The organism is Actinokineospora bangkokensis, assembly GCF_001940455.1.
Classification (GTDB): domain Bacteria; phylum Actinomycetota; class Actinomycetes; order Mycobacteriales; family Pseudonocardiaceae; genus Actinokineospora; species Actinokineospora bangkokensis.
On record NZ_MKQR01000007.1, the window covers coordinates 604,523 to 630,062 of the forward strand.

Genomic DNA, 25,540 nt, shown 5'->3' on the forward strand with positions numbered 1-25,540 from the left:
CGCGTTCCAACTCTGTCAAGATGACTGCCGTGGCCACCCGCAAGCGCACCGACGCCCTGACCCGGGCCCGCATCGTCGACGCCGCCATCGCCGTCCTGGACGCCGACGAGGAGGCGGGGCTGACCTTCCGCGCCCTCTCCCAGGCCCTCGCCACCGGACCCGGCGCGATCTACCACCACGTCTCCGGCAAGGGCGAACTGCTCGACGCCGCCACCGAGGCCGTGGTCACCGCCGCCCTCGACCTGCCGGGTGGGGGTGCTGCGCCGCGAGAGGAGGTGCACGCCCTCGCCCTCGGCCTGTTCGACGCCATCGACGACCACCCCTGGGTCGCCGCGCAGCTCGCCGCCCAACTCGCCAGGACCTCCGCCCACGGCGCCAGCCTGCGCATCCTCGAAGCCCTCGGCCGCCGCGTCATGACCCTCGGCGTGCCGCGCGAGCACTGGTTCACCACTACGACCGCGCTGCTCTACTATGTCCTCGGGGCGGCGGGGCAGAACGCCGCGGCCCGGGAGTCCTCGGGGGGTGACGACCGCGCGGCGGTGCTGGCCCGGGAGGCCGACGCCTGGGAGTCCCTGCCCGCGGAGGACTTCCCGTTCCTGCGGGCCGTGGCGGCGCAGATGCGCGACCACGACGACCGGGAGCAGTTCACCGCCGGGGTCGACCTCGTGCTCGCGGGCATCGCCGCCTCGGGTGCGCGGGTCAGCGGTGGGTCTGCTCGGTGAGGCCGCGTTCCAGGGTCGCCAAGGCGTCGCGGATCGCCGCGCGCTGGTCCTCGGGCACCCCGTCCAAGGTCCGACGTTCCAGCTCCGCCCAGATCGCCTCCACGCGGGGGCGCAGCGCCGACCCCGCAGCCGTGGGCTCCACCCGGGTCGCGCGGCGGTCGCCCGGCCACGGGGACCGGCGCACGTACCCCGCCTGCTCCAAGCGGGCGACCATGCGGGTCACCGTGGCCGAGTCCGAGCCCAGCAGCGGCACCAGGTCCGCCTGCCGCAGGGGGCCCGAGTCCCACAGGTGCATGAGCAGGGTCTCCTGACCGGGGTGCAGGCCCACCTCGCGCAGCAGCCGGGCCGCCAGCGTGCGGTGCAGCCGCGCCACCCGGAAAATGGCGTGGCTGGTCGGTCCCGCGTGCGCGGGGCCGGGGAGCGCCGCATCCGTCATGACCGCTCACGATAGCTGTTCGGACAGGGCTGTGCCGCATCGTGGACCCGGGTTGTCAACCTGCTGTGCCATAGGTCATAAATGTCCGGTACCGGGAAGCCTGCCGGGTAGTTGCCTGTTCGGACAGGTGATTGCGCACGCAGCGGAGGAGCAGCGATGACCAGCATCTTCGAGCCCGTCGAGGTCGGCGGGCGGACCCTGGCCAACCGGGTCGTCATGGCGCCCATGACGCGCAACCGCGCGGTGGGGCCCGGCAACACCCCGACCGAGTCCATGGCCACCTACTACGCCCAGCGCGCCGGGGCCGGGCTGATCGTCACCGAGGGCACCCAGCCCTCCGCCGTCGGGCAGGGCTACCCGTTCACCCCCGGCCTGCACAGCGACGAGCAGGTGCAGGCGTGGCGCGCGGTCACCGACGCCGTGCACGCCCGCGGCGGGGTGATCTTCGCGCAGATCATGCACGCCGGGCGGATCAGCCACCCCACCCTGCTGCCCGACGTCCTGCACCCGGTGGGACCCTCGCCCGTCGCGGCCGCGGGCCAGGTCTTCACCGGCGACGGCATGAAGGACTTCGTCGAGCCCATCGCCCTCGACGAGCACGGCCTGGCCGAGACCAAGGCCGCCTTCGTCGACGCCGCCCGCAACGCCATCGCCGCGGGCTTCGACGGCGTGGAGGTCCACGGCGCCAACGGCTACCTGCTCCACCAGTTCCTCTCCACCAACGCCAACCAGCGCACCGACGCCTACGGCGGTTCGGTGGAGGGCCGCACCCGCTTCCCCGTCGAGGTCACCGCGGCGATCGCGGACGCCATCGGCGCGCAGAACACCGGCCTGCGCATCTCCCCGGCCAACCCCTTCAACGACATCGTCGAAGACGGCTACCGCGACACCTACACCGCCCTCGTCGACGCCGTCGCCCCCCTCGGCCTGGCCTACCTGCACCTCGCCGAGACCGTCGACCGCGACCTCACCGTCGACCTGCGCAAGCGCTTCGGCGGCACCTTCGTGCTCAACCCCGCCACCCCCGGCGGCTTCACCGGCCCCGAGCACGCCGCCCTCGTCGAGGAGGGCGTGGCCGACCTGGTCAGCTTCGGCCAGCTCTACCTCGCCAACCCCGACCTCCCCGAACGCCTCCGCGCGGGCGGCCCCTTCAACCCCGCCGACAAGGCCACCTTCTACGGCGGCACCGACACCGGCTACATCGACTACCCCACGCTGTAGCCGCTTCACAGGCCCGCCGTCTTCCCGTCCGGGGCAACTCGGCACGACGACGAACGAGCCGCCGCCCTCTTCTGGAACACGCCCAACGGAGCCGCCCACCCGCTGCGGGTGGGCGGCTCCTTGTCTGATGTGGACGACCCTACGTCGCCGCGGCCATCCGCGTACGCCCCCACCACGCCGACGCCCCGGTGTGCAACGGCACGGTCGGGTCCCGCCTCCCCGCGTGGGTCAAGTCCGCCAAGAACCGCGCCGACGTCCTCCGGGCGTTGGACAAGCTGCGTGCCTCCGCGCGACCGAACTAGCCTGGGTGTGTGGAGCGGGCGGCGATCGTGGTTGCTGGGGGGAGCGGGTCGCGGCTGGGCGGGGTGGACAAGCCCGCGCTCGTCGTCGGTGGGCGTTCCCTGCTGGATCGGGCGCTCGACGCCACCGCGGGCATGACGACAGTGGTCGTGGGGCCCCGGCGGGCCGTGGGGCGAGAGGTGGTGTGGACCCGGGAGCAGCCTGCGGGCGGCGGTCCGATGGCGGCCGTGCGGGCGGGCATCGACCGACTGTCCGAAATGTCCGATGACGCCGTGGTGGTGCTGTTGGCCGCCGACCTCCCAGCGGTAGTCCCCGAAGCCGTGGAAGCGGTAACGGCGATCGGGGGAGTGCTGGTGGACGCGGCGGGGGAGCCGCAGTGGTTGTTCAGCGCCTGGCCGCTTTCGATGCTGCGGCAGGTCGTGCCCGAGGACGCCGGGGGGTTGTCGTTGCGTCGGGTGTTGGGGCCGCACGCGGGGGAGCGGGTGCCCGACCGGTGGGGGGCCGCCCGCGACATCGACACCCCTGGGGACTTGCGGGAGTTCGGGGGGTAGCTCACAGCACTCTCACCGCGCGTCCGGTTTGCTGGGGTTCGGTGGAGTGCAGGACTAGAGGAGGACGCCGGTGACCGAGCCCGGCCAGGCCGAGGTGGCCAACGACGCGACGCCCGCGCGGGACGCCCAGCTGCTGGAGCGGACCGTGTTCGAGGTCAAGCGCGTGATCGTCGGGCAGGACCGGCTGGTGGAGCGGATGCTCGTCGGCCTGCTCGCCAAGGGGCACCTGCTGCTCGAAGGCGTGCCCGGCGTCGCCAAGACCCTCGCGGTGGAGACCTTCGCCAAGGTGGTCGGCGGGTCGTTCTCGCGCGTGCAGTTCACCCCCGACCTGGTGCCCGCCGACATCCTCGGCACCCGCATCTACCGGCAGGGCCAGGAGCGCTTCGACGTCGAGCTGGGCCCGGTGGTGGCCAACTTCGTGCTCGCCGACGAGATCAACCGCGCCCCCGCGAAGGTGCAGTCGGCGATGCTGGAGGTCATGGCCGAGCGGCACGTGTCCATCGGCGGCGAGACCTTCCCGATGCCCGACCCGTTCCTGGTGCTGGCCACCCAGAACCCGATCGAGAACGAGGGCGTCTACCCGCTGCCGGAGGCCCAGCGCGACCGGTTCCTCTTCAAGATCATCGTCGAGTACCCGACGGTGGAGGAGGAGCGCGAGATCGTCTACCGGATGGGCGTGACCCCGCCGGTGCCCCAGCAGGTCCTCACCCCCGGCGAGCTGACCCGGTTGCAGAACGTGGCCTCCGGCGTGTTCGTCCACCACGCGCTCGTCGACTACACCGTGCGCCTGGTGCTGGCCACCCGCACCCCCGCCGAGCACGGCCTGACCGACGTCGCGGGCTGGATCGCCTACGGCGCCTCCCCGCGCGCCAGCCTCGGCATCGTCGCCGCCTCCCGGGCGCTGGCCCTGGTCCGCGGCCGCGACTACGTGCTGCCCCAGGACGTCGTCGACGTCGTCCCCGACGTGCTGCGCCACCGCCTCGTGCTCTCCTACGACGCCCTCGCCGACGGCGTCCCGGTCGAGCACATGGTCTCCCGCGTGCTGCAGACCGTGCCGCTGCCGCAGGTCTCCGCCCGGCCCGCCAACGGTGCCCCGGCAGGGGTGGCGGGCAGGCCGTGACCAGCGCGCAGGGCGCCGGTGCCGACGGCACCCGGCCCGACTGGGCACCCCCGGTGCTGCGCGGCGACCGGATGGAGGCGGGCCTGCGCCTGCTGGAGATCGACGTCCGGCGCAGGCTCGACGGCCTGCTCCAGGGCAACCACCTCGGCCTGGTCCCCGGCCCCGGCTCCGAACCCGGCGAGGCCCGCCCCTACACCCCCGGCGACGACGTGCGCCGGATGGACTGGGCCGTCACCGCCCGCACCACCACCCCGCACATCCGCGAGACCGTGGCCGACCGCGAGCTGGAGACCTGGCTGGTGGTCGACCTCTCGCCCAGCCTCGACTTCGGCACCGCCGCCTGCGAGAAGCGCGACCTCGCCGTGGCCGCCACCGCCGCCATCGCGCACCTGACCCGCGGCGGCGGCAACCGCGTCGGCGCGCTCATCTCCACCGGCGCCGAGCTCGTCCGGGTCCCCGCCCGCGGCGGCCTCGCCCACGCCCGCGGCCTGGTCCGCAAGGTCGCCCAGACCCCGCGCGCCCCCGAGGGCACCCGCGGCGACCTCGCCGCCGCCGTCGAGCAGCTGCGCAGGCCACCGCGCCGCCGCGGCCTGGCCGTGGTCATCTCCGACTTCCTCGGCGGCACCGACTGGCAGCGCCCGCTGCGCGCGCTGTCGGTGCGCCACGAGCTCGTCGCCGTCGAGGTCGTCGACCCCCGCGACGTCGAGCTGCCCGCCGTCGGCACCGTCGTGCTCGCCGACCCCGAGACCGGGCGCCAGCGCGAGGTGCACGCCTCGGCCCTGCTGCGCAAGGAGTTCGCCGCCGCCGCCGCCGAGCACCGCGAGGAGGTCGCCGCGGGCATCCGCCGCGCGGGCGCCGCCCACCTGGTGCTGCGCACCGACTCGGACTGGATCGCCGACACCGTCCGCTTCGTCGTCGCCCGCAAGCGCCGCTGGTCCGGAGGGGTGGCATGACCTTCTCGCTGGCCGGGTTCACCTCCCCGTGGTGGTTCCTGCTGCTCATCGGCGTCGCCGCGCTCGCCGCGGGCTACGTGCTGGTGCAGCGCTCCCGCCGCAGGCGCGTGCTGCGCTTCACCAACCTGGAGCTGCTGGAGCGGGTCGCCCCCAAGCGCCAGGGCGTGCTGCGCCACGTCCCCGCCGCGCTGCTCGTCGTCGGCCTGCTGCTGCTCACCGTCGCGCTCGCGGGCCCCACCGCCGAGCAGAAGGTGCCCCGCAACCGCGCCACGGTGATGCTCGTCATCGACGTCTCGCTGTCCATGGAGGCCACCGACGTCACCCCCACCCGGCTGGAGGCGGCCAAGGTTGCGGCCAAGTCCTTCGCCGAGGGCCTGACCCCGGGGGTCAACCTCGGGCTCATCACCTTCGCGGGCACCGCCACCGTCCTGGTCGCCCCCACCACCGACCGCTCCGGGGTGGCCAAGGCCATCGACAACCTCAAGCTGGCCCAGTCCACCGCCACCGGTGAGGCCATCTTCGCCGCCCTGCAGTCCATCGAGGGCTTCTCCTCGGTCGTCGGCGGCCCCGACGGCCCCCCGCCCGCCCGCATCGTGCTCATGTCCGACGGCAAGCAGACCATCCCCACCGAGTCCGAGGACGACCCCCGCGGCTCCTTCACCGCCGCCAAGCAGTCCGCGGAGAAGAAGATCCCCATCACCACCATCTCCTTCGGCACCGCCACCGGCACCGTGGAGATCGAGGGCCGCACCCAGTCCGTCGCCGTCGACGACTCCGCCATGGAGGAGATCGCCCAGCTCTCCGGCGGCGACTTCTACAAGGCTGCCACCGCCGACCAGCTCCGCAAGGTCTACGACACCCTCGGCGAGCAGATCGGCTACGAGACCAAGTACGCCGACGCCTCCAAGCCCTGGCTGATCCTGGGCACCATCCTGGCGCTGATCTCCGCGGGCGCCTCCCTGGTGGTCAGCCAGCGCTTGCCGTGACCCCCCGGGCACACCCCGTGACGAGGCCGTCGCGCCGCGCCAGGTGTCCCGCCGGGGCAGGTAAGGACGGCGTCAGCCCCGGGCGATAGCCTCGTCCGGACAGGGAGCCGACGTACTGGGATGGGATGGCAGATGGAGCAGTCCGGGGCGCGGTCGGTTCTGGTCACCGGGGGGAACCGGGGAATCGGGTTGGCCATCGCGCGGGCGTTCGTCGACGGCGGGCACAAGGTCGCGGTGACCCACCGGGGCTCGGGGGTGCCCGACGGCCTGTTCGGGGTCAAGTGCGACGTCACCGACACGGCCGCCGTGGACGCGGCGTTCACCGAGGTCGAGGAGGCGCAGGGCCCGGTCGAGGTCCTCATCGCCAACGCCGGGATCACCGACGACACGCTGCTGATGCGCATGGACGAGGACCAGTTCACCCGGGTCGTCGACGCCAACCTCACCGGCGCGTGGCGGGTCACCAAGCGGGCCACCCGGGCCATGCTGCGGGCGCGGTACGGGCGGATCGTCTACATCTCCTCGGTGGTGGGCCTGATGGGCTCGCCCGGCCAGGTCAACTACGCCGCCAGCAAGGCCGGGATGGTCGGCATGGCGCGCTCGATCACCCGCGAACTGGGCTCGCGCAACATCACCGCCAACGTCGTCGCCCCCGGGTTCGTCGAGACGGACATGACCGAGGAGCTGACCCCCGAGCGGCGCAAGCAGATCCTCGGCGCCGTCCCCTCCGGCCGCTACGCCAAGCCCGAGGAGGTCGCCGCCGCCGTGACCTTCCTCGCCTCCGACGCGGCCTCCTACATCACCGGCGCCGTCATCCCCGTGGACGGCGGCCTCGGCATGGGGCATTAGGACATTCCCCCCGCCACCCGCCCCCTCGGCCCCGCCCGGCATCGTCCCCGGCTTGGGGTGGCCGGGTCGCCCGGTGCCGTCCCCGACCGGGTGGGGAGGGCCGTCCCCGACCGGGTGGGGAGGGCCGTCCCCGACCGGGTGGGGAGGGGGTGCCGGTGCCGTCCCCGGGTCGGGTGGGTGGGGGCACCGGTAGCGTGCCCGGCTGAGGTGGGGCGCGGCTGATCGACCTTCGCAGCGCACGACGAACGACACCAGGAGGAACCCCGGCCATGACCGGACTGCTCGCGGGCAAGCGGCTGCTGATCACCGGTGTGATCACCGACTCGTCCATCGCCTTCCACGCCGCCAAGGCCGCCCAGGAGCAGGGCGCGCAGGTCGTGCTCACCGGCTTCGGCAGGCTGAGCCTGGTGGAGCGCATCGCCAAGCGGCTGCCCGAGCCCGCCCCGGTGATCGAGCTGGACGTGCAGAGCACCGAGCAGCTCGACAGCCTGGCCGACCGGGTGCGCGAGCACGTCGACGGCCTCGACGGCGTGGTGCACTCCATCGGCTTCGCCCCGCAGTCCTGCCTCGGCGCCCCGTTCCTCGACGCGCCCTGGGAGGACGTGGCCAAGGCGGTCGAGGTCTCGGCGTACTCGCTCAAGTCGCTGGCCGTGGCCGCGCTGCCGCTGATGGGCCCCGGCGGGTCCATCGTCGGCCTCGACTTCGACGCCCGCATCGCCTGGCCCGCCTACAACTGGATGGGCGTGGCCAAGGCCGCCTTCGAGTCGGTCAACCGCTACCTGGCGCGCGAGCTGGGCCCCCGGGGCATCCGGGTCAACCTCGTCGCCGCGGGCCCGGTGCGCACCATGGCCGCCAAGTCCATCCCCGGCTTCTCCCAGCTGGAGGACGCCTGGGGCGACCGCGCCCCGCTGGGCTGGGACGTCAACGACGCCACCCCGGTCGCCAAGTCCATCCTCGCCCTGCTCTCCGACTGGCTGCCCGCCACCACCGGATCGATGGTCTGGGTCGACGGCGGCGTGCACGCCACCGGCATGTGAGCTGGGATAGACCCATGACCGACGCGTTGCTGTGGCTGTCCTTCGGCGGCCCCGAGGGCCCGGACGAGGTGCGCCCCTTCCTGGAGAACGTCACCCGGGGCCGGGGCGTGCCCCCCGAGCGCCTCGACGAGGTGGCCGAGCACTACCACCACTTCGGCGGCGTGTCCCCGATCAACCGCCTCAACCGGGAGGCCATCGACGCCGTCCGCGCCGAACTGGCCGCCGCCGGGATCGACCTGCCGGTGTACTTCGGCAACCGCAACTGGCACCCCATGGTGGAGGACACCGTCGCGGAGATGGCCCGCGACGGTGTCCGCACCGCCCTGGTGTTCCCCACCAGCGCCTACGGCGGCTACTCCGCCTGCCGCCAGTACGACGAGGACATCGAGCGCGCCAGGGCCGCGGTCGGCGCCGACGCCCCCGACCTGGTCAAGATCCGCCACTTCTTCGACCACCCCCTGTTCATCACCGCCTTCGCCGACGCCGTCCGCGAGGCCGCCAAGGACCTCCCGGCCGACCACCGGCTCGTCTTCACCGCCCACTCGGTCCCCGTCTCCGCCGACAAGGCCGCGGGTCCACCCGAGGAGGGTGGCCACCGCTACTCCCGCCAGATCGCCGAAGCCGCCCGCCTGGTCGCCGCCGAGGTCGGCGCCCCCGAGCACGACGTCGTCTGGCAGTCCCGCTCCGGCCCCCCGCAGATCCCCTGGCTGGCCCCCGACATCGTCGACCACGTCGAGGCCCTGCACGCCGACGGCGTCACCGCCGTCCTGGTCTGCCCCATCGGCTTCGTCAGCGACCACCTCGAAGTGGTGTGGGACCTCGACAACGAGGCCAAGGAGAAGGCCGAGGAACTGGGCATGGCCTTCGCCCGCGCCACCACCCCCAACGGCGACCCCCGCTTCGCGCAGCTCGTGGTGGAGCTGGTGCGGGAACAGTTGGAGGGCGTGCCACCGCGGAAGCTGTCCACGTTCGCCGTCGGCGGCTGCACCCGCAACGGCGCCCCCTGCGCCGTAGGCTGCTGCGAACCCGTGCGACGCCCTGCCCGGACCTGACCGTCTCTCCGCCGCTGCGCGGGGCTTGCCGGCTGCCGCCGGTTCCGCTGCGCGGGCTCTCCGGCTGCCGCCGGACTCCCGGCTTCGCCGGGGGTTCCGCTGCGCGGGGCTCTTTGAAGAGCGGGGGGCTTTCGTTGTGGGCCCGGTTGGGTGGATCCGCTTGGTCGGGGCCCCTACGGCGATCATGTGCTCTCGGGCGGGAAAAGGCGGGCTGAAAAGACGCCCGCCCGGCCCGTTTGGGTAGCACATGATCACCCACCCCGACCAAGCGAATCCACCCAACCGGGCAGTGCCTGCTGTCCGGGCTCGGCTGGTGGGGGTGGGCGCCTTCTCGCCATTGCCCAGCTTCCACAAACCCATGCTGGGGCGGGGGTAACCCGGGCAAGGGGACCCCTGTTTTCAACGTTACCGGCGTGGGACGACAAAACCCGAGCCCAGCTCAACGGCTGTGGACAAGTCAGCGCGCTGTGGACAACACGTCGCCAACCTCAGCAGCGGCTAGAAGCGGTGGCCGCGGCTCGACCCCGCAAGCTCCGGAGAACCCTGGCGCGATCAGGCCTGCTTGTCGGTGGGTTGCTGGGAGAAGACCCGGACGGCTTCGTCGACGGCGGCCAAGCGGGCGAGGCGGACGGCGTCGTGGAGGGGCTTGAGGGCTTCGGCGCGGCGGCGGGCGGCGGAGGAGGAGAGGGCGGCGCCGGGGGCGTCCTCGCCCGCGAGGTCGAGGATGGCGGAGACCTCGTTGGCGCGCTGGAGGACGCGCAGGGCGCGCGGGGGTGTGCCCTCGGGCCAGGGGGCGGCGGAGCGGTGGGCGGTGCGGGCGGTGAGCTCCTCGCGGACGCCCTTGCGGGCCTTGGCGACACCCAGTTCGGTGAGGACGCCCGCGGCGACGCGCATCGCGCCGGTGAGCTCGTGCTCGGCCTCGCCCAGGGGCAGGTGCTCGGCGGCGGGGGCGTCGCCGATGTCGAAGGCGGTCCAGCGCAGGACGCCGTCGGCCACCGGTTCGGGGACCAGGCCCAGGGGGGCGCCGTGCAGGACGACGGCCTCGCCCGCGTGCAGGGCGGTGCCCGCGAACTCGCTGCGACCACCCAGGCCGCGCACGTCGCCGGGGACGGGCAGGACGGCGCGGCCGCTGGTGACGCCCGTGCGGCGCAGCGCGGCCAGCAGCGCGGCCACGGTGCCGCCCGCCTCACCGCGGCGGGGGACCTCCAGGGCGTCGGCGGTCTGGGCGCCCACGGCCACCACGTCGTGCAGGTCGGCCCAGTGCCCCAGGGCGTCCAGGACGTCGTCTGCGGCGGCCGATCCGTTCAGCCAGGCCGAAACCCACACCGCGAATGTCGCACTCGGAACTGACACGGGGACCGAGCGTACGCGACGGCGCGCGGCCGGTGGAACGGGTGGGTCAGCGCGCGCCCAGGGCGGCGGTGAGCAGGCCCCGGAAGGCGTCGATGTCCTCGGTCGAGGCGAACGCCCGGCCGGGCACGACGTGGAACGCCGAGCCGCCCGTGGCCAGCACGAAGCTGCGCTCGGTCTCCCGCCAGCCCGCCAACCCGGCGAACTCCACCACGCTGTAGGCGGTGCCGTCGAGGGTCATCATCCGCAGCGACCGCTCGTCGACCTCCGCGGTGATGACCCGCCCGGCGATCGGGTCGCGCCGGAACGCCGACCACGCCGCGAACGGGGGCAGGGCGCCGATCAGCACCGCGCAGCACAGCCCGAACACCGCGGGCAGCACCTGCCCCAGCACCAGCAGCACCGCCGAGAACACCCCGAGCGCCGCGGCGAACCACGGCACCCACCTGGCGAACGGCAGCACCGCCCGCACCCCGTCCGACCAGTCCGCGGGCACCGGCTCCCACCGCAGGCGCATCAGCACGGGCGACCCCCCTCCACCCCGGCGAACCTACCCAACCCCCGACCTGGCGCTCCCGGCCCCCGCGCCCGCGTGCGACGATCCTGCCCATGAGCGAGCCGTCCACCAGCGAGCCCAGCACGCGCCCCGGGCGGACCCGGCGGTCGCGGATGGAGCGGGTGACCGAGGGGTCGGCAGCGACCACCCTGGAGCTGTTCTTCGACCTGGTCTTCGTCTTCGCCCTGACCCAGGTCACCGCGTTCATGGCCGAGGACCCCACCCCGCGCGGGCTGCTGCGCGGGGCGCTCATCCTCGCCGTGGTGTGGTGGTGCTGGGTCGGGTACTCGTGGTCGTCGAACCTGGTCAAGGCGGACGAGGGGGCCGCGCGGTCGGCGATGCTGGCGGCCATGGCGGCGATGTTCCTCATCGCCATCGCCATCCCCGAGTCCTTCGACGACCTGCCCGGCGGGCTCGACGGGCCGGTCGTGTTCGCGCTGTGCTACCTGCTCGTGCGCGCGGTGCACCTGGTGCTGTTCTGGACCGCCTCCGGCGACGACCGGGGGCTGCGGGCGCAGGTGCTCCGGTTCCTGCCCACCATGGTCGGCGGCACCGTGCTGCTGCTGGTCGCCTCGCAGACCACCGGGGCCGTGCAGGTCCTGCTGTGGGCCGCGGCGGTGCTGTTCGACTACGGCGGCACGCTGGTCATCGGCGCGACCGGGTGGCGGATCAACTCGCCCAAGCACTTCGCCGAGCGGCACGGGCTCATCGTCATCATCGCCCTGGGCGAGTCGATCGTGGCCATCGGCGTCGGGGTCAACGAGCTGGCGATCTCCTGGCCGATCGTGGCGGGCGCGCTGCTCGGGCTGGTCGTGGCCGCCGCGCTGTGGTGGGTGTACTTCGACACCAACGGCCTGCTCATCGAGCGCGCCCTGGCCTCCGCCGAGGGGCACGAGCGGGTGCGGATGGCCCGCGCGGCCTTCTCCTACCTGCACCTGCCCGCGGTCATCGGCATCGTCATGCTCGCCCTGGGGCTGAAGAAGGCCCTGGGCTACCTCGCCGGTGACGACGGTCACAGCGCCGCCGACCACCTGCACGGCGCCCCGCTCTGGGCGCTCTACGGCGGCACCGCGCTCTACCTGTTCGCCCTCGCGGCGATCTCCTGGCGGTGCAGCCGCACGCAGAAGTACCAGCGCCTCGGCCTCGGGCTGGTGCTCGTGGCCATCACGCCCCTGGTCGCGTTCCTCCCGGTGCTGGTCACCCTGGGTGTGCTGGCCGCGGTGCTGGTGGGCCTGGTCATGGGGGAGTGGTCCTACTACAAGGCCCAGCGCGACGAGATCCGCCACGCCCCCGAGCACCACTGACCCGGGGGCCGCGCCGCCGACGCCCGTTCGGGGCCGGTGGAGTTATCCACAGCTGGAGCGCGCTCCACGTCGACCGATCGCCGGAACCTGCGTAGCGTTCTCGGTGTGACCGATGTGAACACGCCCCCCGCAGGCCTCCCCCGCACCGCCGGAGAGCTGCGCGAGCAGGGGCATGCGCCCAAGGGCGTGAAGGCCGAGATCCGCGACAACCTGCTCGCCGCCCTGCGCGCGGGCCGCGACCCGTGGCCGGGCATCCTCGGCTTCGACAAGACCGTCCTGCCCCAGCTGGAGCGGGCCCTGCTCGCCGGGCACGACGTGGTGCTGCTCGGCGAGCGCGGGCAGGGCAAGACCCGCCTGGCCCGCACCCTGGCCGGGCTGCTCGACGAGTGGACCCCGGTGATCGAGGGCTCCGAGCTGGGCGAGCACCCGCTGGAACCCATCACCCCCGCCTCGCTGCGCCGCGCCGCCGAGCTGGGCGACGAGCTGCCGGTGGCCTGGCGCCACCGCTCCGAGCGCTACACCGAGAAGCTGGCCACCCCCGACACCTCCGTCGGCGACCTCGTCGGCGACGTCGACCCGGTCAAGGTCGCCGAGGGCCGCACCCTGGGCGACCCCGAGACCATCCACTTCGGACTCGTCCCGCGCGCCCACCGCGGCGTGGTGACGGTCAACGAGCTGCCCGACCTGGCCGAGCGCATCCAGGTCGCACTGCTCAACGTCATGGAGGAGCGCGACATCCAGGTCCGCGGGTACACCCTGCGGCTGCCGCTGGACGTGCTGGTCGTGGCCACCGCCAACCCCGAGGACTACACCAACCGCGGGCGCATCATCACCCCGCTCAAGGATCGCTTCGGCGCCGAGGTCCGCACCCACTACCCGACCACCGTCGAGGCCGAGGTGCGGGTCATCCGCCAGGAGGCCGACCTGGTCGCTGAGGTGCCCGACGCGCTGCTGGAGGCCCTGGCCCGATTCGTCCGCAACCTGCGCGAGTCCCCCGCGGTCGACCAGCGCTCCGGGGTGTCCGCCCGGTTCGCCGTCGCCGCCGCCGAGACCGTCGCCGCCGCCGCGCTGCGCCGCTCGGCGCTGATCGGGGAGGACCCGGCCGTCGCCCGCCCCATCGACCTCGACGCCGTGCCCGCCGTGCTGCGCGGCAAGCTGGAGTTCGAGTCCGGCGAGGAGGGCCGCGAGTCCGAGCACCTCACCCACCTGCTGCGCCGCGCGGTCTCCGAGACCGCCCGCGACCGCTTCGCCGGGCTCGACCTGCGCCCGCTGGTCGACGCCGTCGTCGACGGCAACCTCGTCGCCACCGGCGAGCGGGTGCCCGGCACCGAGGTGCTCGGCGCGCTGCCCGAACTGCCCGTGCTGCACGAGGTCGCCGCCCGGCTCGGCGTCGGCCCCGAGGACCCGCCCGGGCGCATCGCCTCCGCGGTCGAACTGGCGCTGGAGTACCTCTACCTGGGCCGCAAGCTGGCCAAGGACTCGGAGGGGGCGGGCGGGGCGGCGGTGTACGGACCGTGACCGCCGAGCGCTGGGACCCCGCCGACCGCTGGAACTACGGCCCGTACACCGACGGGCCGGACCCGCTCGCACCCCCGGTCGACCTGCGCGACGCGCTGGAGGCCATCGGCCGCGACGTCATGGCGGGCACCTCGCCGCGCTCGGCGCTGGAGGAGCTGCTGCGCCGCGGCACCGAGCGCACCCAGGGCCTCGACGACCTCACCCGCAGGCTCTGGCAGCGCCGCTCCCAGCTCCAGCGGCGCAACAACCTCGACGGCACCCTCAACGAGGTCCGCGAGCTGCTGGAGCGGGCGCTGGAGGCGGAGAAGCGGGCGCTGTTCCCCGACCCCTCCGACGACGCCCGCTTCCGCGAGGCCCAGCTCGACGCCCTGCCCGCGGGCACCGCCGCCCAGGTCAACGAGCTGGCCTCCTACGACTGGCGCTCCGAGGAGGCCCGCGAGGCCTACCAGCAGATCCGCGACAAGCTCGGCCAGGAGCTGATGGAGTCGCGGTTCCAGGGCATGAAGCAGGCCCTGGAGGAGATGGGCCCCGAGGACGTCGAGCGCATCCGGCGGATGATGGCCGACCTCAACGACCTGCTGCTGGCGCACCTGCGCGGCGACGACACCCAGGAGCAGTTCGACGCCTTCATGCGCAACCACGGCGAGTTCTTCCCGGAGAACCCGCGCACCGTGCAGGAGCTGGTCGACGCCTTGGCCAGCCGCGCCGCCGCCGCCCAGCGGATGATGAACTCGATGAGCGAGCAGCAGCGCAACGAGCTCGCCGAGCTGATGGCCAACGCCTTCGGCGACCCGCGCCTGGCCGAGCAGGTGTCCACCCTGGACGCCAACCTGCGCGCCCTGCGCCCCGGCGAGGACTGGACCGGCTCGGCCCGCATGCGCGGCGACAACCCGCTCGGCATGGGCGAGGGCGCCCAGGCCATGCAGGACCTCGGCGAGCTCGACGCCCTGGCCGAACAGCTCTCCCAGTCCTACCCCGGCGCGCGCCTGGAGGACATCGACCTCGACGCCCTCCAGCGGCAGCTGGGCGACGAGGCCAGGGTCGACGCCCGCAGGCTGGCCGAGCTGGAACGCGAACTGCGCCGCGCGGGCCTGCTGGAGCGCACCGCGGACGGGTCGTTGCAGCTGTCCCCCAAGGCCCTGCGCAGGCTCGGGGAGTCGGCCCTGTCCGACGTGCTCAACCAGATGCGCTCCCGCAAGGGCGAGCGCGACACCGCCAGCGCGGGCGCGGCGGGCGAACCCACCGGCGCCACCCAAGCCTGGCAGTTCGGTGACACCGAGGCCTGGGACGTCTCCCGCACCCTGCGCAACGCCGTCCTGCGCACCGCCTCCACCGGCGGCGACCGCATCGCCATCGAGGTCCCCGACGTCGAGGTCGTGGAGACCGAGCAGCGCGCCCGCGCCGCCGTCGCCCTCTGCGTGGACACCTCCTGGTCCATGGTCCAGGACGACCGCTGGCTGCCCATGAAGCAGACGGCTCTGGCCCTGCACCAGCTCATCACCACCCGCTTCCGCTCCGACGAGCTCCAGCTCATCACCTTCGGCCGCCAAGCGGCCACCCTCGACATCGGTGAGCTGACCGCCCTGGAGGGGGTGTGGGAGCAGGGCACCAACCTCCACCACGCCCTGCTGCTCGCCCACCGCCACCTCCGCAAGCACCCCGGCGCCAAACCCGTCGTCCTCATCGTCACCGACGGCGAACCCACCGCCCACCTGGAACCTGACGGCGAAGCGGTCTTCCACTACCCGCCGCTGGAGTCCACCCTCCGCAAAACCCTGTCCGAAGTGGACATGCTCGCCAAGATGGGCGCGTCGGTGACGGTGTTCATGCTCGGCGAGGACGAGCGCTTGGCCCAGTTCGTCGACATCCTGGCGCGCAGGGGAGGGGGGCGTGTGGTGAACCCGAACCTGGACGGGTTGGGTTCGGCCGTGGTCGACGACTACCTGCGGACCCGTCGCGCGCGGCGGGTCCGGTAGCCCGGGGGTCAGCGACCGGACAGCGCCTTGTTCATGTCGCACACCCGCCACTCCCCGTCTTCGACGGTGAGGGGGATGTTGAGGCGGAGCGCGCTCGTGCCGGAGGTCCGGGCGGCCAGGATGGTGAAGCGGGGATCGTCGCCCTGGGGGTCCACGCGTTCGAGCGTGACCTTGGCCCGGTCGAAGATGCTGCCGTACAGGTAGGAGGTGTCGGTGCGGTCCTTGGTGCAGACGTACTGGGTGACGTTCGTCGTGTCGTGGGTGTTGACCGCGTCGACGAAGTCCCGGGCCAGCTGGCTGGCCGCCTTGTCGCTGGGCCCGAAGCCCTTGTCCAGGAGGATGCCACCACCCACACCCGCCGCGATGACGAAGACGCCCGCGGCCACCAGCCACCACCGCCTGCCGCGGGGCGCGTCCTGCTCCACCGGCGACGGTGCGCGGCGGGGCCCCAGGACACCGGAAGCGGCGCGACCCGGGGTCGCGGCCGCCGACTGCGGGGGAGCGGACGGCACCTCCGGCGGGCGGGCCCGGTCGGTGTACTCGTGGCCGTTGGTGCGCACCAGCGTGGTCCAGGACTGCCCGTCCCAGTAGCGGGCCTCGTGGTGCCCGCGCGGGTCAGGCCGCCACCCGGGCCCGAGGACGCGCTCCAGCGCCGCCGCCACCCGCTCGTCGAGGTCGGTCCGGTGCCGCAGGCGCACGAGCAGCGGCCACGCCTCGGTCCGGTGGTCCGGGTCGGCCAACGCCGCGCGCAACCGGACGAAGAGGTCACCCTGATCCCGCGCACCGAGCACGGGGGCGTCCAGCAGGGACCGGCAGTCGGTCATCGTCGAGGTCGTGATGGCTGGCTCCTCGGGGCGCGCGGATCTGACCCGCCACCCCGGACCCCCGGCTGCCCGGGACGGCTCTCGGCACTGTCATCGCTGGTCAGGGGGTCCCCCGTTACCGCGAACACACCCCGTCGCCACTCTGGTGCACAGCGCAGCGCACCAACGCGAGGGCGCCCCCAGACGGCCCCCACCCCCTAGGCGAACGGCCGCACCCCCTACCGCCAGACGCCACCCCTAGTCCGCAACACGCAACCACCCCCGCGTGCTTCGCGCCGCCTCAGACATCCCATGGGCCGACGCCTACCATGCACGGCCCCGCCGGCCCTTACGCGCCATCTGATGCCCGCGTCGCGCGCCCGATGCCGCTAGCCCCGCCGCCGTGTGGCGTCCCGTGTCGTGAGTTACGGGCCGTCGTCTGACGCGTGTGTGTTGTCGGGCCCGCTCGCGTCGCTCTAGCCTCGCTGGCTCGCACGCCCGTCGTCCTCGATGCCGCGCGCGGGGTGTCGCCGTGCTGGCATGCGCTGCCGGACGTGGGATGCCCCATGTTGGCGCCAGCGGACGCTGAGTGCCGCGTGGCTGCCGGCCGCTGCGTGCCGTTGTGCGCCGTGCGCGGCTGCCGGGCCGACCCGTGCGGCTCAGACGGCCGTGGTGCCAGGTCGGGGACGATGCCGGGTGGGGACGAGGGCGCAGCGGGGAGCCCAACGCGATCGCCGCGTGCGGCCGAGTCACCGCTGGCGCGTACTGCCGGACGCTCTTGGCGGCGCTTGCCCCGGGTCGTCGGTCGCGGTCGGGTTCCACCTGGCGCTGACCGGTGCGACGGCGTGGGCTGATCTAGAGTCCTGGAGGACGGGAGGTAGTCGTGGACGACTCGGTGCGGGCACTGCGGGCCCAGTACGGCGGCACCTTGCCCGGCCCGGTCGAGGCCCTCCCCGCCCCCCACCGCCGCGACCTCGCCGCCGTTCTCGACCAGGCCCGCTCCCGCCAGCAGCGCGAGCTCCAGGAGTCCACCGACGCCTCCCTCGCCGCCCTCCCCAAGCCGCTGCGCGCCCTGATCCGCAAGGCGCTCGGCCTGTGAGCGCCCGGGTCGAGGTCGCCAAGCTGGCCAGGGTGCTGGGCGAGGACCCGGCCCGGCTGGCCTACCTCACCGCCCTCGACCCGGCCGACGTCCGCGCCGTCCGGGACCGGGCCACCGAAGTCCTGTTCAACGACAGCCGAGCCGCCTACCTCCGCATCGCCGCGGCCAGCAGGCTCGTGCCGAACGCCATCACCGCGGCCGTGGCCCAGCGGGCATTCGGACCGGTGATGTGCGCGCGGGTCGCCTCGGTCCTGGAGGCCGACCGGGCCCTGGACCTCGCCTCACGCCTCCCCGTCGCCTTCCTGGCTGACGTCGCCGCGCACCTCGACCCGCGGCGGCTGGGCCCCATCCTCGCCCGGCTCCCCCTCGACCGCGTGGTCTCCGTCGGCCACGAACTCGTCCGCCGCGGCGACCACCTCACCATGGGCCTGTTCGTCGCCGACGTCCCCGACCGCACCCTGCGCGCGGTCGTCGAAGCCCTCCCCGAGGAAGACCTGCTGCGCACCGCCCTCCACAGCGACAGCCACGACCGCCTCCCCGCCCTCTTCGCCATGATCGACGACTCCCGGCTGCCCGCGTTCGCCCACGCCCTCACCGCTGACCCGGAACTCACCGAGGACGTCGTCCCCCTCCTCACCCACCTCGACGCCCCCGGCCTGGCCCGGCTCGCGGCGGTGGCGGAGGAGCTGTCTGCGGTCGACCGCAAGAAGCTCCGCGCTGCGGTGGCCGAAGCCGGGGTGGTGGTCCAACTGGGCCCGTTGGCCGACTCGTTGGGTGTGCGCTAGCCGGGTCGTGTGGCCAGCGTGCGTTGGCTTCGCTTGGCGCTCGTGGTGGCTGGGCTCGGGTGGGTGTTCGGTCGGGTGGGTGTTCGGGGTGGGCTGCTGATTGGTTCGTTGAGATGGGTGGGAGGGGGTGGCCCGAGGGAGTGGAGGTAGTGAGCCGCCCCCGCGCGCCGTTCCTATTGCTCTAGCTTAATCGAGGGGACCGACACTTCCGGGGCCTCAACGGGAGTTGTCCACAACCCACACGAGTGAACCTCCGCCGACCCGCCCGTCTCCAGCCGGTGCGCCAGGGGAGGGCGGAACCGAGGCTAGCCGAGACCACCGACAGGGAACGCGGCTAGGCGGGGGTGCGTTCGGAGAGGACTTGGGCGCGGACGGTGCGGAGGATGTGGTGGTCGGTGGTGGCGCAGTCCTCGGCCAGCCAGGCGCCGATGGTGCGGACGAAGGTTTCGGGGAGCATGACGGAGACGCCCGCGGCGGGGGTGGGGTCGGCGGTGAGGTCGGCGTCGCGGCTGGGGTAGAGGATGACGGCGCCTCGGACGTCGACGCCGGGGAGGAGGGTGCGGAAGGCGGCGACGGCGGCGAAGAGGTCGGTGTGGCCGCCGCGGAAGGGGTGGCCGTTGCGCCAGAGGGCGCCGGTGGTGTCGAGGTCGTAGTGGCCGGGGAGCCAGGACTTGGACTCGACGAGGACCAGGTGTTGTCCACAGAGGACGGCGTGGGGGATGTCGGCGAAGACCGAGCCGGGGCGGGAGAGGCCGTGGAAGACGCGGGCGCCGGGGAGCCTGCCGACGTAGCGGGTGAGCAGGTCGGCGGTCAGGCGGTCGACGACGTGCTCGGGGTCGGGTGCGCCGAACTCGGTGCGGCCCGCGAACTCCGCGACGGCGGCGCGGCGGGCCCGCTGGGCGCGCAGGTAGGCGCGGCCCAGGCGGGCCGCGGCGGCGCAGGCGGCGGCGAGCAGGCCCAGCCAGCACACCAGCACCAGCGGTGACATCGACCCGACGGCGAACAGGGGTGCCACGAGCAGCAGCACGCCCACGGCCGCGCCGACGGCCGGGGCGTGGCCGGGGCCGCCCGCCAGGCGGGGCTGGTGGCGGGTCAGGTGCCACCAGGGCAGCGCGGTGGGCGGGACGCCGCAGCCCGGTGGCACGAACGACGGGTCGTCGGTGAAGCGGCTCGGGCGCGGGCCCGGGGTGCGGGTGCGGCGGGCCGCCGGGCGGGGGCTGGGCACCTCCGGGGCCGGACCGCGGTCGTACTCGCGCCTGCGGTCGGGGTCCGACAGCGTCTCGTAGGCCGACTTCAGCAGGCGGAACGTGCCCGCGGTGCCGCCCGCGTCGGGGTGCATCACCTTCGCCAGGGCGCGGTACGCCGACTTGACCTCGGCCGCCGACGCGTCCCTGCGCACACCCAGCAGCTCGTAGTAGTCGACGTCGTCCACGACCGTGATCATCCCAGACCGCCGGCGCGGCCCCGCCGGGCCCCGCGCGCGCCGCGGGCCGGGTCCCGGTGGGGGACCCGGCCCGCGGTGGGACCCGGCGCCGCCGCAGGGCCAGGGGCCTGCGGCGGTCGATCAGCTGGTGACGTCCTTGCGGCTGAAGCGGCGCGCCGCCAGCAGCCCGAACACCGCCGCGTAGAGCACCGAGGAGAACGCGCCCTCGGTGATGTTCGTCCAGTCGATGTCGGTGGAGATCAGGTCCGACCAGGCGAAGGAGAAGTGGGTCGGCAGGTACTCGCGCAGCCCGCCCAGGGCGGTGATCTGGTCGAGGATCTGCGACAGGATCGACACCAGCACCGCGCCGCCGACCGCGCCCAGCGGGGCGTCGACGGCCACCGACAGCAGCAGCGCCAGCGCCGCGACCCACAGCAGGTTCACCGCGATGTAGCCCACCGACCCGGCCATGGCCAGCATCGAGTCGCCGAAGGAGATCGCGTCGCCGGTGGGGCTCACCGCCTGCCCGGTGCCGTAGAAGACCACGCCGACCAGCAGGGCCACCGCGGGCAGCAGCACCAGCGACAGCAGCGACAGCAGCGCGGAGGCCGCCGCCTTCTGCCGCAGCAGCCGGTGCCGGGGCACCGGCATGGCCAGCAGGTACTTCAGGCTCGACCAGGACGCCTCGGAGGCGATCGTGTCGCCGAAGAACAGCGCCACGATCATCGGCAGCAGGAAGCTGCCCGCCGCGAACAGCACGAAGATCACGAAGTTCGGCGCGCTCGCGGTCGCCAGGTCGACGAACCCGCCCGAGCGCCGGTTGCCCGAGTCCTGGCCGAACTCGAACGCCGCCCACAGGATGAACGGCAGCAGCACCAGGAACCCCAGCAGCAGCTGGGTGCGCCGCCTGCGCAGCTGGCGCACCAGCTCCACCCGCAGCGGCAGCGTGCCCGCGGACCGGAAGCCCTCGACTGAGCCGTCGGCGTCGAACCCGGTGGACTCGCCCGCCGCGGCTTTGGCCAGCCCGTCGATGGCGTCCGGGTCGGTGTAGACGGTGGTGACCGAGTCCCCGAGCTTGGTGCCGGAGACCTTCCAGCTGCCCGACTGCTTCCCGGGCCCACCCGCGTTGTCGCTCACGCGCCCGACTCCTCTCCGACCAGCTGCAGGAACGCGTCCTCCAGGCGCCGCCGCGGCCCGGCCTGCTCGACCGCGACCCCGGCGCGCACCAGCTCGGCCACCGCCGCCGAGCGCGGCAGGGTGCCCAGGTCGGCGTGCACCAGCTCGCCGTCCACCAGCACCTCGCCGACCCCGTCCAGCGCGCCCAGCGCCGCCGCGGCCGCCGCCGGGTCGTCGACCCGGAACGTCGCCTCGCCGCCGCCCGCCACGATGTCGTCCACCCCGCCGGAGGCCACCAGCCGCCCGCGGTGCATGACGACCACGTGGTCGCAGGTCTGCTCGACCTCGGCCAGCAGGTGCGAGGACACCACGACCGTGCGCCCGGTGGCGGCGTAGCGGCGCAGCACCTCGCGCATCTGGTGGATCTGCGGCGGGTCGAGCCCGTTGGTCGGCTCGTCGAGCACCATCAGGTCCGGGAAGCCGAGCATCGCCTGCGCGATCGCCAGCCGCTGCCGCATGCCCTGGCTGTAGGTCTTCACCTTGCGCTCCACCGCGGCGCCGAGGCCCGCGACGTCGAGCGCCTCGTCGAAGTGGGCCTTGTCCACCGGGCGCCCGGTGGCCGCCCAGTACAGCTCCAGGTTCGCCCGGCCGGACAGGTGCGGCAGGAAGCCCGCACCCTCCACGAAGGACCCGATGCGCGAGAGCACCGGCGCGCCGGAGCGGATGCGGTGGCCGAAGACCCTGATCTCGCCCTCGGTGGGCTGGATGAGGCCCATCAGCATCCGCAGGGTGGTCGTCTTGCCCGCGCCGTTGGGCCCGAGCAGGCCGAGCACCTGCCCGCGCTCCACCCGGAACGACAGGTCGCTGACCGCCTTGAACCCGCCCGGGTAGGACTTGGACAGCCCCTCGATCACCAGCGGCACCTCCGCCAGCGACGGGTCGAGGGTGTCCGAGCGCTTGCGCCGCACCGCCGCGACCGCGACCGCCGCCGCGACGACCACCAGCACCACGCCGATGCCGACCAGCGGGAACATCGGCGGCGCCGAGGACGAGCGCGAGCCGGGCACCAGCGGCACCGCCAGCGCGGCGGCGTCCGGGGCGAGGGAGACGGTGTAGACCGCGGGCAGCTGCTGCGGGGCGTAGGCTTGGTCGGTGGTGGCCACGGCCAGCTCCACCCGGTGCTCGGCCTCGATCGGCCGGACGATCCCGGGCAGCGACACCGTCACCTCCACCGGCGAGCCGTCCGCGGGCAGCCGCGGCACGCGGAACGCCGACACCGCGCTCGCGGGCAACGTCCTGGTCCCGTCCGGGCCCACGTCGTAGAGCTTGGCGAACAGCACCGCCCCGTCCGGCGGCTGCGCCTGCCCCGGCTGCGCGCCCACCCTCAGCTTCACCGTGCTGGCACCGGCGATGAGCAGCTGCTGGGCCTGCGGGGCGCTGCTGAACCGGGCGACCTGGCCGGGCAGGTCGATCGAGATGCGCCCGGCCAGCCGCGACGACCCGGCGATGAGCGACCCCAGGCCGGGCATGCTGCTGATCGACGCGGGGTTGCCGCCCGGCGGGTTGACGACCACCTGCTGCTCGCCGGTCAGCGGCAGCTGCTCGCGGGTGGTGGGCGCGGCGCCGCCCAGGCCCGGGTACGCGCCCGCGGTGACGGTGCGCACCGACGGGGCGCCCTGGGCGCGCAGCGCGCCGGTGACGGCGTACTCGAAGCCGGTGCCGGGGTCGCTGCCCTGCCCGCGCAGGTGGAAGTCGAACCAGTCCGCGATCTGCGCGCGCAGCTGCGGGCCGGGGCTGCCGCCGTCGTGGCCGCCGGTGTACCAGACGACCTTGACCGGGGCGCCCGCCGCGCTGATCTGCCGGGCGTTGGCGTCAGCCTGGTCGAGGCCGAAGAGCGTGTCCTGCTCGCCCTGCACCAGCATCGTGGGCTGGGTGATGGCCGAGGTCACCGACGCGGGGGACACCGACCGCAGCAGGTCCACCGTCTGCTGGTCGGCGCGGCCGGTGGTGGCCACCTGCGAGTACGCGCGGCACACCTCGGCGGTGAACCGGCCGCACGCGCCCGCGCCCCGCGGCGCCGCCGCGCCCCGGTCGCCGCTCTGGCCCTGGGCCTGCCCGGTGTCGCCGGTGGCCGCCGCCGCGGGGTCCGCGGTGCCCGCCGCGCCGCCGGAGTCGTCGTCCTCCTCGCTGCCCGCCTCCGGGGCCTGCGCGGTCGGGTTGGCCACGTCCGCGCCGCCCAGGCCCGCGGCGAAGAAGATGCCCGCCCAGGAGCGCTTGAACACCCCGTCGGCGGTGTAGGGGTTGGCGGCGGGGGAGCCCGCGACGGCCTGCGTGGTGGCCGAGTTCGGCAGCAGCGCCTGGCCCAGGTCGTTGTAGGTGATCACCGGGGCGAGCGCGTCCACCCGCTTGTCGGTGCCCGCGAGCAGCAGCGACAGCGCGCCGCCGTAGGACCCGCCGGTCACCCCCACGACGGGGTCGCCGGGGGCGGTGGTCTGCACCTCGGGCTGCTCGGCCAGCCAGCTCACCAGCGCGCTGGCGTCGGCGACCTCGTAGTCCTTGGCGTTGAGCCCGATCTGGCCCTCGCTGCGGCCGAAGCCGCGCGCCGACCAGGCCAGCACGACGAAGCCGCGCCGGGCGAGCTCCTGGGCGTCGCCGTCGACGCTGCGCTTGCTGCCGCCGAACCCGTGCGCCACCAGCACCGCGGGCGCGGGGGTGGTCTCGGGCAGGTACAGGGTGGTGTCGAGCTTGATGGGCTCGTCGCGGCCGGGACCGGACTCCAGGTCGAGCACCGCCTCCCGGGTGGCCACCGGGGCCTCGGAGCTGTCCTGGTTCAACCAGACGACACCCGCGGCGGCGAGCACGACCACGACGGCGGCCGCGATCACCTGCCGGGGGCGTGGACGGGGGAGCTTGGGCACGTCACGGACGGTATCCGGGGAATCCTGAGAGGCGTCCCAGCGGGTGTCCGGTTCGGCCGACCGCGCCGGGCGGTGGTGACCGGGTGCACGTCCGGGCCGCCCGAGGGTTGCGCCGGTGCGCGGAATGTGACGAACCGGACCCCGCCTCGACTGGTGCTCCCGGCGCCGGGTGTGCAGAATCGTCCGGAGTGTCGGAGGGGAGTATTCCTTCGCGCGCGCTCCGTCAGCACGGTCTCCCGCGGGGGACCCGGGTCGCGCGACCAGCCGCGGTCCCCCTGGTGGTGTGGACCCGCGCGCCGGTGGAAGAGACCTCCGGTGTCGGCCTGTGCCCGAAACCGGAGGAAGTGACTCGATGCTGGTGCCCCTGTGGGTGTGGCTCGCCACGATCGGCGGCCTGCTCGTCCTGCTCGCGATCGACCTGGTGATCGTCGACCGCAAGCCGCACGAGGTGACCGTCGGCGAGGCCGGGCGGTGGGTGGCGTTCTACGTCGCCTGCGCGGTCGCCTTCGGCGCCGGGCTCTGGGCGTTCGCGGGCGGCACCGCGGCCGGGGAGTTCTTCGCCGGCTACATCACCGAGTACTCGCTGTCGATCGACAACCTGTTCGTGTTCCTGATCATCATGTCGGCGTTCGCCGTGCCCAAGGTGCACCAGCACAAGGTGCTGCTGGTGGGCATCGTGCTGGCGCTGGTGATGCGCGGCATCTTCATCGCCGTGGGCGCGGTGGCGATCGCCAAGTTCAGCGCGGTGTTCTTCCTGTTCGGCGCGTTCCTCATCTACACCGCGGTGAAGCTGTCCCGCGAGGGCCTCGGCGAGGACGAGGAGTACGAGGAGAACGCGCTCACCCGCTTCGCCCGCCGGATCCTGCCGGTGACCGACCGCTACCACGGCGGCGCGTCGGTGGTGCGCGTCGACGGCAAGCGGTTCTTCACCCCGATGTTCATCGTGATGATCGCGATCGGCACCGCCGACCTGCTGTTCGCGGTGGACTCGATCCCGGCCATCTTCGGGCTCACCAAGGAGCCCTTCCTGGTCTTCACCGCCAACGCCTTCGCCCTGATGGGCCTGCGCCAGCTGTACTTCCTGCTCGGAGGGCTGCTGCGCAGGCTGGTCTACCTGCCCATCGGCCTGGCGGTCATCCTCGGCTTCATCGGCGTCAAGCTGATCCTGGAGGCCCTGCACGAGAACTCACTGCCGTTCATCAACGGCGGTGAGCCGGTGCCGGTGCCCGAGATCGGCATCGCCGTCTCGCTGGCGGTCATCGTCGTGGTGCTGGCCATCACCACCGTCGCGAGCCTCATCAAGTCCAAGCGGGATGCCGCCGCCGCGCCCGCCGTCCCCGCCGCCACCGGCACCCCCGCGGGCGGGGTGCCCGCCGCAGGCGCGGACGCGGACGAGCCGGTGCAGGACCCGGTGCGGCACAAGGGCTGACGCGCTCCCCGCGGCCCGCGCTGACTGTGGACGACT

The 25,540-nt window shown here is 73.9% G+C and carries 22 protein-coding genes; 15 read left to right on the forward strand and 7 right to left on the reverse strand.

Annotated elements, in window-relative coordinates; all coding sequences use genetic code 11:
• The first annotated feature begins 20 nt into the window (after positions 1 to 20).
• Complete coding sequence (locus tag BJP25_RS07170) at positions 21 to 722, forward strand: TetR/AcrR family transcriptional regulator (protein ID WP_143218916.1); 702 nt, start codon at positions 21 to 23, stop codon at positions 720 to 722.
• On the opposite strand, the gene BJP25_RS07175 is transcribed toward BJP25_RS07170, so the two are convergent.
• A complete protein-coding gene (locus BJP25_RS07175) occupies positions 700 to 1,158 on the reverse strand; it encodes a MarR family winged helix-turn-helix transcriptional regulator (RefSeq protein WP_075973947.1) in 459 nt (152 codons plus the stop codon). The two genes, BJP25_RS07170 and BJP25_RS07175, sit on opposite strands and share 23 nt — an antisense overlap.
• Positions 1,159 to 1,314: 156 nt before the next feature.
• Between BJP25_RS07175 and BJP25_RS07180 the strand changes: the two genes are divergently transcribed.
• From BJP25_RS07180 to BJP25_RS07215, 8 genes are all read left to right on the forward strand, one after another.
• Complete coding sequence (locus tag BJP25_RS07180) at positions 1,315 to 2,379, forward strand: alkene reductase (protein ID WP_075973948.1); 1,065 nt, start codon at positions 1,315 to 1,317, stop codon at positions 2,377 to 2,379.
• Between the two features lie 311 nt (positions 2,380 to 2,690).
• The gene (gene mobA, locus BJP25_RS07185) at positions 2,691 to 3,230 is read left to right on the forward strand and encodes a molybdenum cofactor guanylyltransferase (protein WP_075973949.1); all 540 of its coding nucleotides are present in this window, start codon (positions 2,691 to 2,693) and stop codon (positions 3,228 to 3,230) included.
• Positions 3,231 to 3,300: 70 nt separating this feature from the next.
• Positions 3,301 to 4,350, forward strand: a complete 1,050-nt coding sequence (locus BJP25_RS07190) for an AAA family ATPase (protein WP_075973950.1) — start codon at positions 3,301 to 3,303, stop codon at positions 4,348 to 4,350.
• A 71-nt stretch (positions 4,351 to 4,421) separates the two neighbouring features.
• Positions 4,422 to 5,303: a DUF58 domain-containing protein gene (locus tag BJP25_RS07195; protein ID WP_084793775.1), complete on the forward strand. Its 882-nt coding sequence runs from the start codon at positions 4,422 to 4,424 to the stop codon at positions 5,301 to 5,303.
• Complete coding sequence (locus BJP25_RS07200) at positions 5,300 to 6,289, forward strand: VWA domain-containing protein (protein WP_075973952.1); 990 nt, start codon at positions 5,300 to 5,302, stop codon at positions 6,287 to 6,289. Before BJP25_RS07195 ends, BJP25_RS07200 begins: the two co-directional genes overlap by 4 nt.
• 132 nt (positions 6,290 to 6,421) lie before the next feature.
• Positions 6,422 to 7,138, forward strand: coding sequence for a beta-ketoacyl-ACP reductase (gene fabG / locus BJP25_RS07205; protein WP_075973953.1), 717 nt, complete (start codon positions 6,422 to 6,424; stop codon positions 7,136 to 7,138).
• 269 nt (positions 7,139 to 7,407) lie between these two features.
• On the forward strand, positions 7,408 to 8,175 hold the full coding sequence (fabI, locus tag BJP25_RS07210; RefSeq protein WP_075973954.1) for an enoyl-ACP reductase FabI: 768 nt from the start codon (positions 7,408 to 7,410) through the stop codon (positions 8,173 to 8,175).
• 14 nt (positions 8,176 to 8,189) lie between these two features.
• On the forward strand, positions 8,190 to 9,227 hold the full coding sequence (locus BJP25_RS07215) for a ferrochelatase (protein ID WP_075973955.1): 1,038 nt from the start codon (positions 8,190 to 8,192) through the stop codon (positions 9,225 to 9,227).
• A 552-nt stretch (positions 9,228 to 9,779) separates the two neighbouring features.
• On the opposite strand, the gene BJP25_RS07220 is transcribed toward BJP25_RS07215, so the two are convergent.
• Positions 9,780 to 10,580, reverse strand: coding sequence for a hypothetical protein (locus BJP25_RS07220; RefSeq protein ID WP_075973956.1), 801 nt, complete (start codon positions 10,578 to 10,580; stop codon positions 9,780 to 9,782).
• Between the two features lie 46 nt (positions 10,581 to 10,626).
• A complete protein-coding gene (locus tag BJP25_RS07225; RefSeq protein WP_233157958.1) occupies positions 10,627 to 11,094 on the reverse strand; it encodes a YcxB family protein in 468 nt (155 codons plus the stop codon).
• A 92-nt stretch (positions 11,095 to 11,186) separates the two neighbouring features.
• On the opposite strand from BJP25_RS07225, the gene BJP25_RS07230 reads away from it, so the two are divergent.
• The 3 genes from BJP25_RS07230 to BJP25_RS07240 all read left to right on the forward strand — a co-directional run bounded on the left by BJP25_RS07230 (position 11,187) and on the right by BJP25_RS07240 (position 15,931).
• Positions 11,187 to 12,437, forward strand: coding sequence for a low temperature requirement protein A (locus BJP25_RS07230; RefSeq protein WP_084793735.1), 1,251 nt, complete (start codon positions 11,187 to 11,189; stop codon positions 12,435 to 12,437).
• 114 nt (positions 12,438 to 12,551) lie between these two features.
• Positions 12,552 to 13,955 carry a sigma 54-interacting transcriptional regulator gene (locus BJP25_RS07235; protein ID WP_075973958.1) on the forward strand — a complete coding sequence of 468 codons (1,404 nt, stop codon included), beginning with the start codon at positions 12,552 to 12,554 and terminating at the stop codon, positions 13,953 to 13,955.
• A complete protein-coding gene (locus tag BJP25_RS07240; RefSeq protein ID WP_075973959.1) occupies positions 13,952 to 15,931 on the forward strand; it encodes a vWA domain-containing protein in 1,980 nt (659 codons plus the stop codon). The genes BJP25_RS07235 and BJP25_RS07240 overlap by 4 nt, the downstream gene beginning before the upstream one ends.
• Positions 15,932 to 15,939: 8 nt before the next feature.
• Here BJP25_RS07240 and BJP25_RS33130 read toward each other — a convergent pair whose 3' ends face one another.
• Positions 15,940 to 16,755 carry an Rv0361 family membrane protein gene (locus tag BJP25_RS33130; RefSeq protein ID WP_143218917.1) on the reverse strand — a complete coding sequence of 272 codons (816 nt, stop codon included), beginning with the start codon at positions 16,753 to 16,755 and terminating at the stop codon, positions 15,940 to 15,942.
• 862 nt (positions 16,756 to 17,617) lie between these two features.
• Between BJP25_RS33130 and BJP25_RS07250 the strand changes: the two genes are divergently transcribed.
• Together BJP25_RS07250 and BJP25_RS07255 are read left to right on the forward strand one after the other, a co-directional pair.
• Complete coding sequence (locus tag BJP25_RS07250; RefSeq protein ID WP_075973960.1) at positions 17,618 to 17,833, forward strand: hypothetical protein; 216 nt, start codon at positions 17,618 to 17,620, stop codon at positions 17,831 to 17,833.
• Entirely contained in the window at positions 17,830 to 18,618 is a 789-nt protein-coding gene (locus BJP25_RS07255; protein ID WP_075973961.1) for a hypothetical protein, read from the forward strand. The genes BJP25_RS07250 and BJP25_RS07255 overlap by 4 nt, the downstream gene beginning before the upstream one ends.
• A gap of 334 nt (positions 18,619 to 18,952) precedes the next feature.
• On the opposite strand, the gene BJP25_RS07260 is transcribed toward BJP25_RS07255, so the two are convergent.
• The 3 genes from BJP25_RS07260 to BJP25_RS07270 all read right to left on the reverse strand — a co-directional run bounded on the left by BJP25_RS07260 (position 18,953) and on the right by BJP25_RS07270 (position 24,075).
• Positions 18,953 to 20,050 (reverse strand): J domain-containing protein, encoded by a 1,098-nt coding sequence (locus BJP25_RS07260; protein ID WP_198943386.1) that lies wholly within the window; start codon positions 20,048 to 20,050, stop codon positions 18,953 to 18,955.
• A gap of 132 nt (positions 20,051 to 20,182) precedes the next feature.
• Positions 20,183 to 21,073, reverse strand: coding sequence for an ABC transporter permease subunit (locus BJP25_RS07265; protein WP_075974145.1), 891 nt, complete (start codon positions 21,071 to 21,073; stop codon positions 20,183 to 20,185).
• A 101-nt stretch (positions 21,074 to 21,174) separates the two neighbouring features.
• On the reverse strand, positions 21,175 to 24,075 hold the full coding sequence (locus BJP25_RS07270) for an alpha/beta fold hydrolase (protein ID WP_075973963.1): 2,901 nt from the start codon (positions 24,073 to 24,075) through the stop codon (positions 21,175 to 21,177).
• Between the two features lie 352 nt (positions 24,076 to 24,427).
• Between BJP25_RS07270 and BJP25_RS07275 the strand changes: the two genes are divergently transcribed.
• Positions 24,428 to 25,504 carry a TerC family protein gene (locus tag BJP25_RS07275; RefSeq protein ID WP_075973964.1) on the forward strand — a complete coding sequence of 359 codons (1,077 nt, stop codon included), beginning with the start codon at positions 24,428 to 24,430 and terminating at the stop codon, positions 25,502 to 25,504.
• The last annotated feature ends 36 nt before the right edge of the window (positions 25,505 to 25,540 follow it).

Coding starts and splice junctions, on each gene's coding strand:
- BJP25_RS07170 (WP_143218916.1), top strand. CDS start 21: ATGACTGCCGTGGCCACCCGCAAGCGCACCGACGCCCTGACCCGGGCC.
- BJP25_RS07200 (WP_075973952.1), top strand. CDS start 5,300: ATGACCTTCTCGCTGGCCGGGTTCACCTCCCCGTGGTGGTTCCTGCTG.
- BJP25_RS07230 (WP_084793735.1), top strand. CDS start 11,187: ATGAGCGAGCCGTCCACCAGCGAGCCCAGCACGCGCCCCGGGCGGACC.
- fabG (WP_075973953.1), top strand. CDS start 6,422: ATGGAGCAGTCCGGGGCGCGGTCGGTTCTGGTCACCGGGGGGAACCGG.
- BJP25_RS07195 (WP_084793775.1), top strand. CDS start 4,422: ATGGAGGCGGGCCTGCGCCTGCTGGAGATCGACGTCCGGCGCAGGCTC.
- BJP25_RS07175 (WP_075973947.1), bottom strand. CDS start 1,158: ATGACGGATGCGGCGCTCCCCGGCCCCGCGCACGCGGGACCGACCAGC.
- BJP25_RS07225 (WP_233157958.1), bottom strand. CDS start 11,094: ATGCGCCTGCGGTGGGAGCCGGTGCCCGCGGACTGGTCGGACGGGGTG.
- fabI (WP_075973954.1), top strand. CDS start 7,408: ATGACCGGACTGCTCGCGGGCAAGCGGCTGCTGATCACCGGTGTGATC.
- BJP25_RS07215 (WP_075973955.1), top strand. CDS start 8,190: ATGACCGACGCGTTGCTGTGGCTGTCCTTCGGCGGCCCCGAGGGCCCG.
- BJP25_RS07180 (WP_075973948.1), top strand. CDS start 1,315: ATGACCAGCATCTTCGAGCCCGTCGAGGTCGGCGGGCGGACCCTGGCC.
- BJP25_RS07275 (WP_075973964.1), top strand. CDS start 24,428: ATGCTGGTGCCCCTGTGGGTGTGGCTCGCCACGATCGGCGGCCTGCTC.
- BJP25_RS33130 (WP_143218917.1), bottom strand. CDS start 16,755: ATGACCGACTGCCGGTCCCTGCTGGACGCCCCCGTGCTCGGTGCGCGG.